This is a genomic window from Oligoflexus tunisiensis, from assembly GCF_001748245.1.
Taxonomy (GTDB): Bacteria; Bdellovibrionota_B; Oligoflexia; order Oligoflexales; family Oligoflexaceae; genus Oligoflexus; species Oligoflexus tunisiensis.
In genome coordinates, this window is record NZ_BDFO01000001.1 from 2,457,256 (window position 1) to 2,474,961 (window position 17,706).

14 protein-coding genes are annotated in these 17,706 nt (G+C 54.2%); 6 read left to right on the top strand and 8 right to left on the bottom strand.

The genetic code is table 11. The features are described from left to right. Positions 1–32: 32 nt before the first annotated feature. From OLTU_RS10680 to OLTU_RS10695, 4 genes are all read right to left on the bottom strand, one after another. The gene (locus OLTU_RS10680; RefSeq protein ID WP_141732747.1) at positions 33–983 is read right to left on the bottom strand and encodes a type 1 periplasmic-binding domain-containing protein; all 951 of its coding nucleotides are present in this window, start codon (positions 981–983) and stop codon (positions 33–35) included. Beyond that, positions 980–1,660, bottom strand: coding sequence for a hypothetical protein (locus tag OLTU_RS10685; protein ID WP_141732748.1), 681 nt, complete (start codon positions 1,658–1,660; stop codon positions 980–982). The genes OLTU_RS10680 and OLTU_RS10685 overlap by 4 nt, the downstream gene beginning before the upstream one ends. After that, on the bottom strand, positions 1,644–4,046 hold the full coding sequence (locus tag OLTU_RS10690; RefSeq protein WP_141732749.1) for a HAMP domain-containing protein: 2,403 nt from the start codon (positions 4,044–4,046) through the stop codon (positions 1,644–1,646). The genes OLTU_RS10685 and OLTU_RS10690 overlap by 17 nt, the downstream gene beginning before the upstream one ends. Before the next feature lie 223 nt (positions 4,047–4,269). After that, positions 4,270–5,340, bottom strand: a complete 1,071-nt coding sequence (locus OLTU_RS10695; protein WP_141732750.1) for a hypothetical protein — start codon at positions 5,338–5,340, stop codon at positions 4,270–4,272. 292 nt (positions 5,341–5,632) lie between these two features. On the opposite strand from OLTU_RS10695, the gene OLTU_RS10700 reads away from it, so the two are divergent. Genes OLTU_RS10700 through OLTU_RS10710 form a run of 3 tightly spaced genes read left to right on the top strand, consistent with a single transcriptional unit; the run spans position 5,633 to position 7,244 of the window. Continuing rightward, a complete protein-coding gene (locus OLTU_RS10700) occupies positions 5,633–6,094 on the top strand; it encodes a phospholipase A2 (RefSeq protein ID WP_141732751.1) in 462 nt (153 codons plus the stop codon). A gap of 23 nt (positions 6,095–6,117) precedes the next feature. Then, entirely contained in the window at positions 6,118–6,891 is a 774-nt protein-coding gene (locus OLTU_RS10705) for a S1 family peptidase (protein ID WP_141732752.1), read from the top strand. Between the two features lie 11 nt (positions 6,892–6,902). Continuing rightward, a complete protein-coding gene (locus tag OLTU_RS10710) occupies positions 6,903–7,244 on the top strand; it encodes a hypothetical protein (protein WP_141732753.1) in 342 nt (113 codons plus the stop codon). Between the two features lie 3 nt (positions 7,245–7,247). Here the strand turns inward: OLTU_RS10710 and OLTU_RS10715 are convergent, their stop codons facing one another. The 4 genes from OLTU_RS10715 to OLTU_RS10730 form a co-directional block, all read right to left on the bottom strand. Continuing rightward, complete coding sequence (locus OLTU_RS10715) at positions 7,248–8,276, bottom strand: aldose epimerase family protein (RefSeq protein WP_141732754.1); 1,029 nt, start codon at positions 8,274–8,276, stop codon at positions 7,248–7,250. Between the two features lie 125 nt (positions 8,277–8,401). Then, positions 8,402–10,159, bottom strand: coding sequence for a glycoside hydrolase family 2 protein (locus OLTU_RS10720; RefSeq protein WP_141736774.1), 1,758 nt, complete (start codon positions 10,157–10,159; stop codon positions 8,402–8,404). A 197-nt stretch (positions 10,160–10,356) separates the two neighbouring features. Continuing rightward, positions 10,357–12,198, bottom strand: a complete 1,842-nt coding sequence (locus OLTU_RS10725; protein ID WP_218109968.1) for a glycoside hydrolase family 16 protein — start codon at positions 12,196–12,198, stop codon at positions 10,357–10,359. A gap of 222 nt (positions 12,199–12,420) precedes the next feature. Beyond that, positions 12,421–15,048: an Hpt domain-containing protein gene (locus OLTU_RS10730; protein ID WP_141732756.1), complete on the bottom strand. Its 2,628-nt coding sequence runs from the start codon at positions 15,046–15,048 to the stop codon at positions 12,421–12,423. 273 nt (positions 15,049–15,321) lie between these two features. Here OLTU_RS10730 and OLTU_RS10735 point away from each other — a divergent pair, with 273 nt between their 5' ends. From OLTU_RS10735 to OLTU_RS10745, 3 genes are read left to right on the top strand one after another with little or no spacing between them, the layout of a single operon-like run. Next, a complete protein-coding gene (locus OLTU_RS10735) occupies positions 15,322–16,275 on the top strand; it encodes a YHYH protein (RefSeq protein WP_141732757.1) in 954 nt (317 codons plus the stop codon). Between the two features lie 9 nt (positions 16,276–16,284). After that, on the top strand, positions 16,285–16,845 hold the full coding sequence (locus OLTU_RS10740; protein WP_141732758.1) for a toxin-antitoxin system YwqK family antitoxin: 561 nt from the start codon (positions 16,285–16,287) through the stop codon (positions 16,843–16,845). Further along, positions 16,815–17,516 carry an SCO family protein gene (locus tag OLTU_RS10745; protein WP_141732759.1) on the top strand — a complete coding sequence of 234 codons (702 nt, stop codon included), beginning with the start codon at positions 16,815–16,817 and terminating at the stop codon, positions 17,514–17,516. The genes OLTU_RS10740 and OLTU_RS10745 overlap by 31 nt, the downstream gene beginning before the upstream one ends. The last annotated feature ends 190 nt before the right edge of the window (positions 17,517–17,706 follow it).

Here is a 17,706-nt window from a genome sequence, read left to right on the forward strand (position 1 = left end):
GAGTGGAAGCCATCGGCCTTCCACTCCACGAATTACAGGCCGTTGATTTCGCCCGAGTAGATTTCCACACCATCAACCTGCTTCAGGGGGTTAATCCCGATCGCATCCATAAGGTACTTATTGGTCGTCTTCTCGGTCTCCTGAATATATTCCACCCCATAGAAGTCCGCGTCGTTCTCATCGGCGATATATCCATAGATAATCCCCGTGATTTTCTCCGCCGTTCCATGAAGGGTCGGCGTCTCAGAATATACGCAGATCCCCAGTTCCTTGGACAGTCGCTGAATTCCACAGATCAGCGGAATTTTCTGCTGCCGGGCCGCCTCCAGCCAGAGCGTGGAGATGGTCCTGGAGTTGATGATCTTGTTGTCATTGATCAACCAGATGGCCTCGGGGGTGTTTTTCTTGACTTCATACTTGATCGCATCGCTGATGTCCTCCTCCGACTTGCCTTCCAGGTCGAGCAGCTTGAGATCAATCTTCTCGCGGGCCAGCTGTGTTCTGGCCTCCTCAGCAAATATCCTGGACACGGAGGAGCGGTAAACACCCAACGCGCTCCGGGCCTTGCTTTGGGTGGCGGATTTGAATCCTTTGATCGCGAGGTAACCTGCCACCTCGTAGGCGACGCCGGCTATGTATTTGTTCTTCGGAATGAGGTCCTTGAGGTTGACGCCCATCGCCGCGATGCCGCGGATTTTGGATTCAGGTTTCAACTCAAAGTATTTCTTGAGGTGACGGATCGCCTGATTATCCATGGCGACAACAACCCTGGCCCCTGATTTTGCGATCTTCTCTTCAAACTCTTCATAGCTGGTTGATTTGGCGATCGTCGAGTTCACGAGGGAATACTCGTTGTTCAGGTTCTTCTCGATCATTTCACTCAGTTTCCGAAACTCATCCGCATCCGGCCTAATGACCAGAATGTCCGCAGCCAGGCCAAGGTTCGCAAGCAACAGGGTCAGCATGATCAGTGCGTTTTTCATTTGCCCGCTCCAACTTTCAATCCCAGAGGCGAAAAGGTCGAAGGCTTGATATTCTCAAGGCCTTTGAAGTTTCCTCCTTTCGGTACATAGATCATGGGCTGGTTTTCCGGTTCAGCGGTGAACAGGACGAACAACTCGGCGGCACTTTCGCGTTTGATGGCTTCAAGATTGAAAGGACTGACCATAATCGCATCCACGGAACCGAGAGCCAACATGTTATAAAGATCCTTCGCCTTTTTAACATCCTTTTGCTTCCCACAACGGGAGCATACCTCTTTCATCCACTTCCTGAGATTTTTACGGCCCACTTCATCAATGACGCCCACACTGAAATCTGCCGGCGCCTCTTTTTTGAACGAGACGACAAGGTGCTTGAATGACTTTTCCCCTGATTTCGGGACCAGGGGGACTTTTTCCACATAAGTGGAATTGTAGCGCCCATAGGAAGCAGGAAGAATGGCGATATCAAAAGGCTTGGACGTCGACGCCAGTTGAAAATCCTCGAGCTTCTGAAAAACCATGATGTCCGCTTTGGCCAGCACGGGGTCGGACTTCATGGACGCCACCAGTTCCTTGGTCTCATAGATCCAAGGCAGGAACACGCCCACGGACTGTCCTGAAGCCGCTCCCGCATGAGTCAGGAAGGTTACAAACAAAAGATTACGCAGCAGCTTCATTCGTCACTCCTGCAACGACGCGATAGGCCGGGATTCTGATGGTGATGCAACTTCCACCCCCGTTGGATCGGTTTTTAAGAGACATGGTTCCGTGATACGAATCCACTATACTTTTGACTGCGGAAAGACCCACGCCCCGTCCTGAGCGCAGCGAGGCGATCGCCGTTGTCGAAAACTCGGGAGTGGTCACGACTTCAATCGGATTCGCGAAGCGGCTTAAATCGATCCCCATCGACTGTGCTTTGGTTTGAATGAGATCGGTGTTGAACCCGGCCCCGCCATCTTCAAGAATGATCTCAACCGATTCCTCGTCCATCGTCGCCTGGAAATGCAGGGACCCGACGCGAATATTGCCATCATGGAAGGGTGCAAGATAACCATGATCGATGGAATTGCTGATGAGATGGGTGACAATGGACCGTAGATCGGCAATCACCGTATCCTTCCAGGTGATGACCGCGTCACGGATCGAGAGATCCCGCACCGTGATTCCCTTGTCCACGAGTGCGGAACGGAACGCGCAGAATTCCTTGAAAATGAGGCTGGTGAGATCCACGCCGCGTTCATCGATCGACCAGCCCAACTTTTTGGAGATGACGCCGACATAGTCATCGAAGATGTCGACAAGCCGGGAAACCTGCTGCGCGAGCGATAGGTCGTCGGGTCCCGAGTGATCCTTCAACATATCCTCGGCGATGTGGGTTTCGTTGGCGATGTCGGACAGCTTCAAGGAACGCGCCTGACCTTTGATGGTATGCAGCTCATGATAGATTTCCTTGCGTCGGTCCAGTGCGCTTTCGGCCAAATGATTATTGATGGTCACGAGCCTTCTGCGCATATCCGAGACAAAGAGGAGCAGCGATTCCTTGGAATTGCTGACGATCGACGCGATCTTGGTAATGTCGCGATTCTGGGCTTCGATTTCCGCTTTCAGGGCAGCTTCGCTCCTCTTGAAGGCTGTGAGATCCTTCACGGCCACCAGCAGGCGCTGCACGACACCATCTTCATTCAACATGGGACACCAGTCCACTTGATAGACCCGATCCTCGCCAGCGATATGCACGGTCAGATCCCTTGGCAGCTTGTTCCGGTTGACCTCAAAGGTAAACTCGCTCTCACCCATACAGTTATGGAGAACCTCGCCTATGATGGACTTGGTCTCATAGTCCAAGGATACGGCGGGCTCAACCAAAAGGTGCCAGAGGCTTCGACCGACCAGATCCGCACAGGGCTTTTGGAAGATTTCCGCCACGTAGGACGACATTTTCTCGTCAATCAGCAGATCATCGCCCGAGATCGTAATGATGCCCTGCTCAATCGTATTCAGGATCGCCTGGGTCCGCGTGAGCTCTTCGGCCAGATCCTTCGTTCTGGCTTCCACAAGGGACTGAAGATCGCGAGTGAAGTCCCGGACCTGCTGCCGCATGGAATCGAAGTTTCTGGCCAGGGAACCGATTTCGTCGTTGGAATGGATGGCGAGGGGCGTATCATAGTCGCCGTTCGCGATGCGATTGGCACCTTCCTCCAATTTATAAATAGGATCGGTCAGGTGACCCGCCACATAATTTGAAATCACGACGGTGAAGCCCAGCGAGATGATCACGGCCAACGCCAGCATCCCAAAGGAGACCCACTTGATACGGGATCCGTCGTCCGCGATCAGCTGGGCCGAGGCTTCCTCCCGGGCCTGTTCTGCGGCCAGAGCCGCTTCAAGGTTCTTTTTGGCTTTCGCGATGGATCGACTGATGTTTTCGGTTGTCAGCAGATAACGGATATAACCGATCGAACCCGTCTCGGAGACGACCTGAATGGAAACATCGAGATGCTTTGTGCCATTTCTTTCGACTTCACGGATCGATTCACTCTGACTTTTCAGGACCTCTTCCAGGGTCGGATCGGGCAGCGACTTTCCTGCAAACTGCCAGGCGCCGCTGGCCTTGTCATAGCGTGATCCCAGGGGTGCTCCATTGAGAAGCGCTTCGGTTGAATACTGCCAGAGGTCGATTCGGTCACCGGCCACGGCGTAGAAGGCGCCTTCCACAACGTCGGCATCGAGCGCCACGGACTCACGGATATAGTCCCGGACAAAGCCAATGGAATTTTCAGCCAATGCAATCCCAAGGGCCAGCGAGTCCTTGCGGACGAGGGATCCGGCTTTGGCCCGCAGGGCCTCCATGCTTTCAGTCGCGATGGTCTCCTGCTCCCGCGCGCTGGAATCCTGGAGGTCGGTAATGAATAGCCTGGACTTTTTTTCCATAAAGCCCAGGAACATGGAATACTGTCGATTAATCAAATAGATAGAGGCCAGAGTAACCAGCAGCATGACGAGGGCAGCCACGCCGAGGGAAGAGAAAAGAAGCTTTTTTCTGATACTCATCGGGGTCATACCAGCTACTCCATAGGGTGTCAGCCCTGGCACCGAAACACTCGCAACAATTCTTGATGTCTTTCTGCACACTTTACCACAGGTATACTGTATTCACTCAGTTAATTTTCATAGAAGACGGGCTCGCAGGGGAACGGGATCCTACAAGGAATCATTCATTGAGGAGGGGCGAAGGGGGCTGTGAGGATGGGGCGTGGAGGCGGGATGGCTCCCGCCTATTTTTTCAGCGTTTGGTTTTCAGGAACGCCAAAGTTTTTTGACCCAGATCCAGGGCACCGTCCTGATCATCGGCGGTCAAATAAAGGAAGGGTTTGCCGTAGGCCATGGAGGCTTCACTGGTCACCCACTGGGATCCTCTTTGCTCACCGTCCACGACGATTCCAGTCTCCGCATCGCGGGACGGATTGTCGGCATGATCCATTCCGAATTGATGCCCGATCTCATGCAAAAGAACATGAAGACCGGTGGCCGTGGGTGTGTATTCCTGATTCAGCGTGGTGGCGCCGCTCTTTTGAAAATCCTGCATAAGCTTTTGAAAGCTGCCATCGGCAACGGCGATCAGTTTGGAGTCGCTCAGGCCTTTCATGAAATCGAGGAGCTCGCTGTAGCTTACGGTCTCAGCTTTGGCCACCAACCCGCGATACAATTCAAGTTTGGATTTCCGATCCCCTTCCGTCAAACCTTTCTGCTCCAGAAGGTCGGATTCCAAGGATCTCCAGCGCACATAGGGGCTGAGTCGGACCGAAGCAGGGGAGCGATTGCTGATGCTCTCCCACCGGCTTGGGGTTCGATAGCTGTAGCCGATCGCGGCCGGACCGCCCCAACCATACGTGGTCGATCCGGAACTGCAACGCATGCTGAATCCCGACTTCTGGCAGCTCACAGTCGCTTTGGCAAAGCCCTCGCCGGGATCGCGATCCGCAGAGCCCTTGTTTTCGCTCTCGACGATCACCACGGAACCAAAGCTGGTATCGCCTGGCTCGCAGATATCCTGGGATTCAAACTCGAAGCGATCCCAGGAGGCCTCGGTGCCTTGACCACTGGCCTTCAGCCAGGCGGCATAGGATAATTTAGTTTCGAAAAGAAGAGCGGATCCCTGAAATGATTCCGAGCCCTGCACACAGACGCGCAGTTTGTCATAATTCGTTTTGAAGCCGAGATCGAGATAGTCGAGGAGGGCTGGGATGGTTCCCCATGATCGTTCAGCGGATGAATGGGCCCATTTTGTTTCGGAATTTTGCGGGGATGGTCCGCAGGCGGCAAGGACGAGACAAAGCGGTAGATACTTCTTCATTCACAACTCCACAGACGCGTGACAGCTAGAAACCCAATACCAGCATGGGCTACAAAGCAATATATCACTCGTTTGCGTCCGTCAAGTGTGCGGGAATTGCGACGGATTAGTGTCAAAGGATTGGACGAGCGTTCTCTCCGCCGGGCGCAAGTGAGGTTCATTTGGCTGTTTTCAAAATGAAAACAATTTCTTGAAATCTCTCGAATTGACAATCGCTCCGTGAAGGCCTTTGTCGGTAAAAGCGTGCCATGCAAAGGTTAAGGAATCTTCCAACCATCACAAAGGATCTCTCATGAAAAAGCTTTTGTTTGTTGTCGGTCTTCTTTCTGGTATCGCGCAGGCTCAGGATGTCCAGGAGAACACAAATATCCTGGATTATGTAGCTGAAATTGAAGCCGAGGTCCTGGAAATGGACCTTCCCGAGACCGATGATGCCGGCCTTGAGGATGAAGATATGACCTTCCGGAAATACGTCGGCATCCCCAAAGGTTATGTATACAACCCCAAACTGGGCACGACCCATGACTACTGCTCGTATTCGCCGGATAGCTATCTTAAGGCGAATTTCCGCGGTCCCTGCGCGCGGCATGACATCTGTTACGACAGCCCTACCGATAAGAAAAAGTGCGATGTCAATCTGCTGAAGGACATGTATTCGAACTGTGACCATGCGTATGGCAAGCTGAATCCCGTCCGTTACACTTGCCATAGTGTGGCCAAAGGCTACTTCGCTGCTGTTGTCGTTCATCATTGAAAAGGAAAAGGTGCGGGTGAACCATGAAATCAGGAACCTTCGGCGTCTTCCTTAACGCTGTGATTTTCTCCGCAAGCCTGAGCTGCGGCCGTGCGGATAATTCCGCCGTCACGATCTTTGGTGGCCGGGCGTCCACCGCCGAAGGCTGGCCTACGGCCGTCGCGCTGCTCACCTGGCAGTCGGCGGACTGCTCCGGGGTTCTGGTTCATCCGCGTCTTGTCATCACGGCGGCTCATTGCGTGAAGGGCGCGGACGATACCCTCGAAGTTTATAGCGGGCCGGGGCACGATGAGCTGCCTCTGCAAGGTCAGGGCAAGGTCGAACGCATCATCCTTTCCCCGAAGTTTGCTCCCAATCCAGAGGGGTATAACGATATCGCCTCTATCGTATTGAAAGAACCGATGCCCATCGATCCGCATGATCTGATTCCGGTCCTCAGTCAGCCGGAAGATATCGCGGCTGTCCTGCGAGCGGAACAGGAGGCCACGATCGTCGGCTTCGGGCTCAGGGAAAATGAAGTCTACGGCAGCAAATATGAGACCACAGTGCGGATCACGGCTTTCAACGCCCAGGAAGTGAAGATGGGCGGCGCGGGCCGTGACGCCTGTGGTGGGGATAGTGGGGGACCCGCTTACGTTCAACTCGGAAGTGGAGAATGGCGGGTCCTCGGCATCGCTTCACGTGGCCGGGAATGCGGCAAGGGTGGAGTCTGGACTCGTATCGATCCCCACCTTTGCTGGATACAGGACGATTCCGGCATTGATTTGAATCTTCCCACGGGGATTTGCAACAAGTGAGGGACATGAACATGAAAGTAGTGAATTCGTTTCTTCTGTTTCTGGCCCTGGGCTCCAGCTGGCACCAGGCCGGTGCGCAGGATTTGGGCGAGCTGGACACGGGTGATGGGAGCCCACTGGCGGGCGCGTGCCTGATCCGACATCTTCACATTCCTCCTTTAAGTGTTTATGCCAGATGGTGCCAGTCCGAACTGCTTCCCCATGCCCGTGAGATTTTTGCCACCTGCCAGTCGGGAAACCTTCAGGCCTGCGCGACTCACATCAGGCAGGTGGCCCCTCAGGCGGAAGCACGCTGCGGACGAAATGCCATTGTTATCGCCAAAGCTGTTTACAGGTGCATCGGCGAATCCTGACGCTCAATCGCTCAAAAACCTGTGAACGGTCGTGGACATTAACGTCTCTCCAGGACGCAGGATGATGGATGGAAAATTGGGATGATGGACAGCATCGGGAAAATGCTGCGTTTCCAAACAGAACGCTGCGTGTTTTTCATAAACACGACCATATTTTCCCGTAATGCTGCCATCAAGGAAATTTCCTGAGTAAAACTGGACGCCCGGTTCGGTCGTCCAGATTTCCAGCACCCGCCCGCTGATAGGTCCACGCGCACGGGCGGCCAACTTCAATGGATTCTTCTTATCGGTCAGCACATAGTTATGATCATAGCCACCGGGATTGCCCTTGAGCTGATCCAGTCGCGAACCAATGGGCATCGGTGTGGTGAAATCCATCGGCGTGCCCGCGACGGGTGCGATCACGCCGGTTGGGATCAGTGTTTCATCCACTGGTGTGAAATGTTCGGCGAGCAGCCGCAATTGATGGTCGAGTATGGTTGCGGACGCATCGAGATTCCAGTAGCTGTGATTGGTGAGGTTGACCGGTGTGGCCTTGTCCGTTTGCGCTGTGTACTCAATTTTGAGTTCGTTCTCATTGGTCAGGGTATACACCACAGTCACTTTCAGATTCCCCGGATACCCTTCCTCTCCATCCGGACTCAGATATTTCAACTGAAGTGCCGCTCCATTGCTGACCTGCAGCGGCTCAGCTTGCCAGACGACCTTGTCAAAGCCTTTGGCCCCTCCATGCAGGCTATGAGGCCCATCGTTTGTCGCAAGGTTATACTCCTTTCCATCCAGGGTAAATTTCCCAGCCGCAATGCGGTTCGCAACGCGACCGATGATCGCTCCAAAATAGGGGCTCTCACCCAGATACCCTTGCAGGTTCTCAAAACCCAGGACCACATCCGCCAGTTGTCCTTTGCGATCAGGAACCCAAAGTTCGGTGATGATCGCGCCGTAGGTGATGACCTTGGCTGTCATGCCGTTTCGATTTGTCAGAGTGTAGCTATCAATTGTGGTGCCGTCGGCCAGCTGTCCGTAATTCATTTTCGTCACCTTTGCTTCTGAGGATCCCGTCCAACATAAACACGCCAGGAAGAATACGAACTTTGAGAAACTTTGATAAGAAAAAATTTGAGGCGTCACGCGGCATCTCCCTAATTTTTTGTACTTCAAAGCGCCAGGCGATACGGTTCAAAAAAAAGTTCACGATGGAGCTGAAACAGTTCGTCCGTTTCCGCCTTCCGCTCACGGCGGTCATAGGTCAGCCAGCCATTCACTTCGATCTCGACGTCGGTGATCTGGGTATAAACCGCTGCGGAAAGCCCTTCGTGAATCAAGGGACGCAGTTTTTGCAGGAGCTCGGCATAGGCGCTCTGAAGTGCGGCCTTGCTCGTGTACGTTTCATAGCCCCAGCTATCCTGATCCTTCCAGAGGTGACCTTTGATGGGCAGGCCCAGGCCTCCGAATTCACCCAGAACAGCGGCACGCCGCGTTTCCAGTTCCGGCCGGCCCGGCCCTGGATAGCGGTGCATATCACTGATGTCACCCACCTGGAAATCATCCCAGCCGCTGGCGCTGTTCACGAGACGTGAGGGATCAAGGGCCTTAAGTTCCTGGGTCAAACGCGGGGTATCGTATTGCCCCCAGGCCTCATTGAAAAGCACCCACATGATGATGCTGGGAAAAGGCTGCAGCACCTCCACCATCGTACGCAGTTCATATTCAAATTGGGCTGCCGAACTCTTGTCATTGCGCTTGCTGCTGGGCATGTCTTGCCAGACCAGGAGGCCCAACCGATCGCAGTGGTAGTACCAGCGCGCGGGTTCGACCTTGACGTGCTTGCGGATCATGTTGAAGCCGGCGCTCCGGGTAAACTCAATGTCGGACACCATGGCCTCTTCGGTCGGTGCCGTATAAAGTCCATCCGGCCACCAGCCCTGATCGAGCGGCCCATACTGAAACAGGGGTTCGTTGTTAAGCAGAATGCGAGTGATGCCTTGAGCATCCGCACCAAGGCTGACCTTGCGCATGGCAAAGTAGCTTTTGACCTCATCGATCATGCGGGTGCCGTCGCTCACGCGCACACGCAATGTGTAAAGATGCGGGTCGGCGGGTGACCAGAGGCGGGGATCCTTGATGCTGAGCGCATAGGGTGAGTCCCGCCAGGTGCCATGAAATGCTGCGATGGGCTGACCTTGATCGAAGGCTGTGATTTCAATCCGCATCTTCCTGAGGTTCGCGCCTTGCACCTGAATTTGAACCTGCTGGCGGTCGATATCAGGAGTGATTTTCAGGCGCTCGATCGCTGTATGAGGAACCGGCTCCAGCCAGACCGTTTGCCAGATTCCTGTGACAGCCGTGTACCAGATGCCTCCGGGTTTAAGGCTTTGCTTGCCCACCGGCTGCTGCCCGGCATCCGTGGGATCCCAGACCCGGACTGTCAGAGTTTGCTCTGGAGAGGAAATAAGATAATCCGTGATATCAAAGGAAAAGGGCGTAAATCCACCTTTGTGCTCACCCACGAGCCTTCCGTTCATCCACACCGTCGTGTGCCAGTCCACAGCCCCGAAGTGGAGCTTGATCCTCTGCTCCTTCCATGACGCCGGAATCTGCAATGTGCGTTGATACCAGAGATGATGCGTTCCATGGATGGCGCGGCCCACGCGTGACAGAGCGGATTCAACCGCAAAGGGTACGAGAATTTTACCGTCGAAATCTGTCACCACATCTTCGGCCAGGGGTCTGATGGCATAGTCCCACAATCCGTTGAGATTCAGCCAGGAATCCCGAACCATTTGGGGGCGGGGATATTCCGGTCGCACGTGATTTTCATCAATGTCCGCTGCCCAGGGGCTCATCAGCTGGTTGGGCTCGGCGGCGCTGCTGAAATTTCCGAGCAAAAAAATCCATATGGCAAGAACAGCCATGAATCGAGGCGAATTCATCTGTGAAACCTCAGAATTTCAAAGAGGATGTTGGTTAAGACAGAAACTGGGGTAGGGATAGCTGATTCAAAATCTTTTTAAAAGCCCGGATGAACACTCATGGAGTCAGGAAAGGAAGCTCGTTTGATGGGCAGAACCGGTTGAGCCTTGTCATAAGGCTCAACCGGCATCGCAACGTATCACTTCCGAATTTTCACAGCATCCAGTTCGATGTCATAGGGAACAGAGTCTTCACCCACGAGGGCGAAGACGGTCTTGAGAGCCTTGGTATTGACTCCAGTAAAATCACTGAGCGGCAGGCTGATCGTATGCCATTGACCATCGCGGGGCAGGGCCTGCGGTGAATTCTGGAGCTTGAACCAGAATTCCTGTCCGTCTTCATCAATCATGCCCACCTTGAGCTGACCCTGGGACCGTGTCCGGATCGTAAATTCAAGCGTCCTGTAACCCTGAAGTTTCGTCAGGCTTGTGCCGGCATAGGCGACTCCGAACCAGTGACCGCTGCCGTCCGCAACGAAGCGCGTGCATTCCTGGCCACGAGCGCAGTTTGCCGTCGCCTTGGTCCGTTCGAATCCCTGGTAGGTCCAGATCTGGGATTTCATTTCACCTTTGAGTTCGTCCGCTGCGCCCAGCCGATCGTCCTTTTCGAAGTAATACTCCGTGGCCTTCGGAATCAGCAGGTAGTCATCAGGATTGCTCGACTTGTTGTCGAAGTGAATATTATCGATCGCGATTTCCGTAGGGCCTTTCAGACCTCCCGCCACCAGCGCAAAGGGGTAGTCGACATGCGCCCAATCAAATTCCGGCTGCAGGAAGTCGCTGATCGGGATGTGCAGCGTATGCCACTGACCATCACGTTTGAATCCATAGGGATCATGGCCGGGTACAAAGTAAACCCAGGATCCATAGCTATGGCTGGCGCCAAGCTTGAAGGCGGCCTGGGACTTTGTTCGCAGGGAAAGCGTGAGGAAGCGGTAGCCACCGAGATCCACCTTGCTGCCCATCGTATAGCCCACACCGAACCAGCTCTGCGATCCATCGCTGCGAAGAACGGTGGCTTCGTTGCCTTCGGCAGCATCCTTGTCGGTGGTGACCGAGAATCCATTGGTATTCCAGACATCCAGACGCAAGCCTGTCGCGACGGATTCACCTTGCTGTTCGAGGGTCTCGCTGGAGACGTTATAGGTGATGCCCTGACGTTGATAAGGCTTTTCCTCCTTCTGCATCATGTCTTCGGTCTGGTAGACTCGCACCCAGTCCACCTGCATGGTCTGCGGAAAGATCGAGTCATCCGGCATCAATTTCCCGGTAAAGAGTGTGTCCGGACCGCCCACGGCCACTTGCAGGAGCAGGTAATAAGGCCAGGCCCGGAACTCGTGCATTTCGTTCACGCCATTGTACTGGGCGATCCCATAGGCCTTGCCGTCAAGTTTATAGATGATGTGCGTGTCATACCATTCCACTTCAAAAATATGGAAATCATCCGCGAAGGGCCGATCCAAACTCGCCGCTTCTCCATAGGCCACGTGACCATTGGCCAGGGAATTGAAATAGTGAAGACTGCCGTAGATTTTTTTATCACCGCCGTCGCCGTCTTTAAATTCGTGCGCCTGGCCTCCGCGCATTTCCATAATGTCGATCTCGCCCGAAAACGGCCATGGATCCAGATCCGAAACACTGCCCATCATCCAGAAGGCGGGCCAGATCGCGCGGCCACGGGGCAGCTTCATGCGGGCCGCGATCTTGCCAAAATAAAATTGCTTCTTGTCCTTGGTATTGATGCGGGCTGATGTATAACCGCCATTTCCAGTGAAATTCCGCAACGCACGAATATGAAGAAGACCGTTTTGAAGCCAGATGTTCTCGGCGCTGTTGGTATAGACCTGCCATTCATTGTTACCCCAGCCCCACTGACCCTGACCCAGATCATAGGACCAGACTTTCGTGTCCAGCTGAGAGCCTTCGAATTCATCGTGCCAAACGAGTTGCCATTTTTCTCCGGGATCGTAATCAGCTCGCAAGGCCTGCCTATCCTCAGCCCCTGCCTGACAGGAAAGGGCGACGCATAATGCGGCACAACGCCGCAAAAACCTGTTTTGCATTTTTCACTCCGAGTGTTGTGTCAAAGCCCGATGGGAAATCGAAGGCAGGCTACCCTGATTTAGTTTGATAAGACAACTAATTAGATCTAATGGGTAATAATGCTCAATGCATGAAGATAAGTCCCTGATTCCAGACTGCAATCAGGACGCGGCCTGGGTCCGGGTATCCTTCGCCGTGCCACGGTGTCGCCAGCGAATATCCAGTCGGGCCCCGTGATGATGGAAGCCTGGTCCGAACTTGACCACACCCTGCAAGGATTTCACAGCTTCCGCCACCGCAGCCATGCCGATGCCGCGACCCGAGGTTCTGCTGATTTGAATGCCGGCCACGGTGCTGACCTTGTCAACGAAGACGATATCCGCCAGGTCGGAATCATGGGGCGGTGTCCAACTGCGTTTGCGGGCGATTTCCTCAAGGGCTTTCCAATCGATCCCCACACCATGGTCGATGATGGAGAAGTGGATATTCCCGTCTTCAAGATGGAGCTGCACACTGATGCGCGCGAGCGGATCGCATGGGAGATTCCGCTGTCGAGGCAGGAGGTAGCCATGATCGATGGCATTCGCCACCCCATGAATCAGTATATCCCGCAACGCGCTGATCTCATCATCACTGAGTTCCACCCAGTTCAGGTGGATATCGGAGATGAGTTCAAAACCGGCTTCCCGCAGACGTTTGTAAGCATCCATGAGGACCGTCTGCAAAAGCCCCATGAGGGGACTGCCATTCACGCGGCGGTCCCCGCGCTTGATCAGGTCGAAGGAGTCATGCAGAGCCTGGGCGGTGACGCTGATGTTTTCCATGATGCGGCTGGATTGAACAAAATCCTCCTTCAGAAGGCTCTGTTCGAAAAGATGAAGCTGATCCTGCAGATCACTGAAACCCAGACTGCGGGCTTCACCTTTGATGGTGTGAGCCAGCCTGAGACATTGGGCGGCACCTTCCTTGTTCAGGGTCTGCCGCAGTGTACGGAGCCGATGATTGAGATCCCATACAAAATTGTGGCCGAGAGAGCCGGCATTGACCACGGAAAGAATTCGGGTCCGGTTGCGGGTCTCCTTTTGCAAGGCCAGGGTCGCCGAGGCGTCACGCATCGAAAGGATGATTTCGCTGATGCGGCCGTCCGTAACAATGGGCGACCAGTAGTATTGGAAGGGAGCCCCATGGATGTACCCGGATTGGGGCAGAAGGCCCTCATTCAGCTCCCAGTTCAACGGCTCTTCCCCCACCACCACATTAAGGACCTCCTGAGCGGCCGCCAGCGCATCACGTTCCAGCCCCAGCTTAACGAGCAGCTCCGGCAAGGCCATCTGATCAGGGCTTTGTTTCAGAATGTGCGCTGCATGCCGGGAATGGACCGAGGAAATCCGGGCCTTGCGATCAATGGCGATGATGCCCTCGTCGATGTTATCGAGAACATGCTGAAGATTTAGCTTCTGAAGATGGATGTCCTGCGCCTGGGCTTTGATGATGCGACGACTGCGGAGAACGACCAGCATGAGGCCGAGGAGCAGGGCGGAAATGACCAGGACCACGTAAAGGAGGATCCTGATCCTCTCACCCAGCGCGATCTTCTCGTCCTTGAGTTTGGACTCCGCCTCCAGACGTTTCAATTCCGTGTTCGAAGCCGCCTTGGCCGCTCGATTCTTATACTCCGGTTTGATTCTCTCTTCATACATTTTTACATAAGCGCGCAGACCTTCGAGTTCCTCGGGCTGACCCTTGAGTCGCGACAGGCGCTTGTTGATATCCGCCACCACTTCAAGCGTGGTGTCAGGGTGCAGCGTGAAGCAGGGTTCCAGTGAATTATGTGGGTCCCAGTGCCGCACAGCCAGGGCCCGATAGCATTTCAAATAACCTTCCTTGATTTGATAATGACTCGCCTCGCCCTTGATTTCGGCAATAAATTTTTTGGCCAAATCCGGACGCTTGATTTCCGCAGCGGCGAGGGCGGAGAAGGTCAAGGCCTCGACGCGATTGCTGCTGTCGCCCCGGTTTTTAGCGTATTCAAATTCCTGGATCGCTCTCTCGTAGTCCTCCAGGTGCAGCGTATGGGCAATCCCGATATTAAAGGCGGCCAGCTGGGAATCCGCGAGGAAGAGGGCAGCTTCGGCCTTATCAGCCTGCTTCGCGCGTTCGGCTCCTCGAACCTTGATCTCGGTGAGAAGATCGATGCCCTTGCGTATGTAAGTGTCGTTTCCATGAATGATGTAGTTGGTGGCCAGATTGAATAGCACATTGAAGCGGGACCGTTCATCATCCTTGGGAATAAGCTCGAGAGCCTCAGCATAGCTCGCCAGGGCTTCGGCAACATCCCCGTCCTGGGAATGCAACCAGGCGAGGCTATTCAGGGCATCCACGGCATCGGCAATGCGATTCAATTGCCGGGCTTCCTGCAGGATGGCGACCAGGAGTCGCCGCGCCTCTTCATGCGACATGATCCCGTCCGCGGCATCAATGCAGCGCAAACGCAGAGGAAAATCATCGGCAACGAAAGTCATCTCCAGACAGACCTGGGCGGCGCCTTTCGCATCATCCTGGTCGAGCTTTTCATGGAAGAGCGTCCGCTTCAAAACATAAATCGTGGCGGGATCGGTGGTAACGGCGAGCTGCTGGGCCAGCCAGGTGCTGCGCCTGTCCTCCGGCCAATCCTCGAATCCTTCGGGAATGACGCGTTTGGATATTTCATAGACCTCGTCCAGGGTTTCCTGCGAGCGTGCGGTCGCTGCGATGATCACCAGGAGTAAGGTCAACCAGTATTTGAACATGACTCGGGCTCCGCGTTCACAAACAGATTCACGAACTTATGTTCGGTACCTGCGCAAAATTTCTGAGGGGCAGGAATTGCCCAGGTGAGGCCAAGGACCACCTCCTGAAATGGTACGCGATCCCATTCGTAAATTCCCAGTCATGACGAGATCTTCATTTTTCCCTGAACTGTTACTCATAAGGATACTCGAATGTAAGGATTTCACTCTTAAAAATCAAGCGCTTGAGGCCGAAACCAATAGAGACGCGAACACCCTTTGACAGGAGTTTGAATGAGATTGTCACTGAATGAAAAAATCGTGTGCGGCCTCGCTTGCACCGTGCTTCTGATTCCCTTGAGCAGCTGCGGAGATTCGAAATCCGACGAGGATACCAAACCATCGACCCTGGGACGTAATGACGGCACAGATACGGATACGACGGATGATACGACAGATGACACGACGGACACATCGGGAAGCTGCTCCCTGACGACCAACACCACAGCCACAACCACGACCAATACCTATGGTTGTGCTCTCCTTACTCGGGATACAAGCGCCTGCAAAGCCGAACGGGAAGCCCAGGGTTTAACCGGTTTCTGGCTCAAGTTTTCGTGTAACGTCACGCTGACGAAAAGCGGCGCGAATGTGGTGCTGACATCAGAAAACCAGCCAGACACCAAATCCTTTTATTTCAACACAACCGATGCCTGCTACGAAGCCTTTACCTCGACCGAGCGGAGAGCCAATCCGAACAAAATTGCAGCCCAAACCATTACCATGACGGTGCCCTATGCGCCGACAGCCGCCGCCTCGCCCAGGTCGACATCAGGTGGAGTGATCGGGATGACCTTGAACGGCATCGCGATTTACGCCAATACCGCGGCCCCTGGAGACGACATCTATGAAGAGGAGGCCACCTTCGATAAGTGCGATGGTCATCCGGATTCGTCCAGCCGTTATCATTATCACACCGAGCCGAGCTCCATTACCAATTCGGATTCCAATTTCGTTGGTGTTCTGAGAGATGGCTACCCTGTTTATGGGCGCAACGACTATGAGACCGGAGCCACGGTCACAGGCCTCGATGCTCAGGGTGGCAAGACCAGCAAAACTGCCGACAGCCCCAACACCGCCGTGTACCATTACCATGTGAACCTGCAGACCAACGGCACGGACTCCGCATACTTTATCTCAACAGGCTACTATAAGGGGACGCCCGGTACCTGTACCGGTTGTCAGTGAGGAATCGTCATGAAACGCTGGCTCAAAGGCTTGGGATGGATGCTGGGTACAATCGCGACGGCTCTTGGCGCCCTCTGTTTCTCCCCTCTGGTCGTGGACAGGTCCCATCCTGCCTTTGTGCCCGTTGGTTATGAGTATCACTACAAGGGACGACCCTTTTCCGGCATCGCCTATAGCCTTTTCCCTTCGTACCAGCCCCAGCATGCCCTCATGGTCTGGCAAGGCAAACGGATCGGTGTGGAACTCGTGTGGTATGACAACGGCGCTCTCATGGCTTCAAGGCCCTATCAGGACGGTTTGCCCCATGGTCCCTGGAAGCAGTGGTACGCCGATGGCAAGGTGAAAAGCCTCAAAAACTATATCCACGGCGTGGTGGACGGGGAGACCTGGGCCTGGCACGCGAATGGGCGGCTCGCGGAATTCAATCTGTATGAAAAGGAACAGGAGCTGGCCCACAAGTCCTGGGTGGCCGATGGCGTTCCTTTCTATAACTACGTGTATCAGGCCGGCGAAAAAGTTGGAATGAAGGGAGGCGAATTTTGCAAAAGACTGGAAGTCATAAAAAAATAGGAATGCTGCTCGTGGCCATGCTTTCCCTTGCCGGCTGCCATCCACGCGAAAGCTTTGACGCTGCGATCAAACGCCACCGTCATACGCTGGTCGATCAGGTGAACACCGTGGGACAGGGAGCTCCTTTTTTTACGGTGGAAACCCTGAATCCCATCTGGGTTCTCCAGAAGGATACGCCGATCGTCACCATTCCTCGCTTGCAGCTGATCGATCAGGACGGTCAGACCCGTGATGAATCCCTTTTCAGGGACAAGGTCACCGTTGTGGGATTCATCTTCACGAGCTGCTCGGGCTTCTGCCCCTTTCTTCTGCAGGGCATGAAAAGCGTGGACCAGGAAATTCAGGGTATTCATAAGGATGTCCAGTATGTGGCTCTCACCGTGAATCCCGAAGAGGATACGCCCGAGAGACTGAAGGCCTATGCGCAGGAGAGAAACCTCGATACCAGCAGGAACTGGACTCTGCTGACGGGCGATAAGGACACCATCTATTCACTTGCCAAAAAAACCTTTGCGAGTCAGGCCTTTCGGCGTCAATCGCCGACACCGAGCTTTGTGCACTCCGAGCATCTCTATGTTCTGGACACAGAGGCCCGTCTGCGCGGAATTCTGAACGGAACGCGCGTCAACCTAAAGAATGAAGCCAAAGCTTTGTTGAGTCAGATGCGTTGATCCTGTTCGAAATCTCGACACCATGAACAGGGTGTCGGCGATCCTTCCACGACCACAAAGGGACTAGCGGGAACGCACTAGCCTCCTTTTTGCATATGCTCCTTCCTGATCATTTCACGTAAAATTGCTGCGATTCCAGCGGCCAAGATCGGCGGCAGGTTCAGGCCTTTCAAGGCATTCCGGTGCCGGT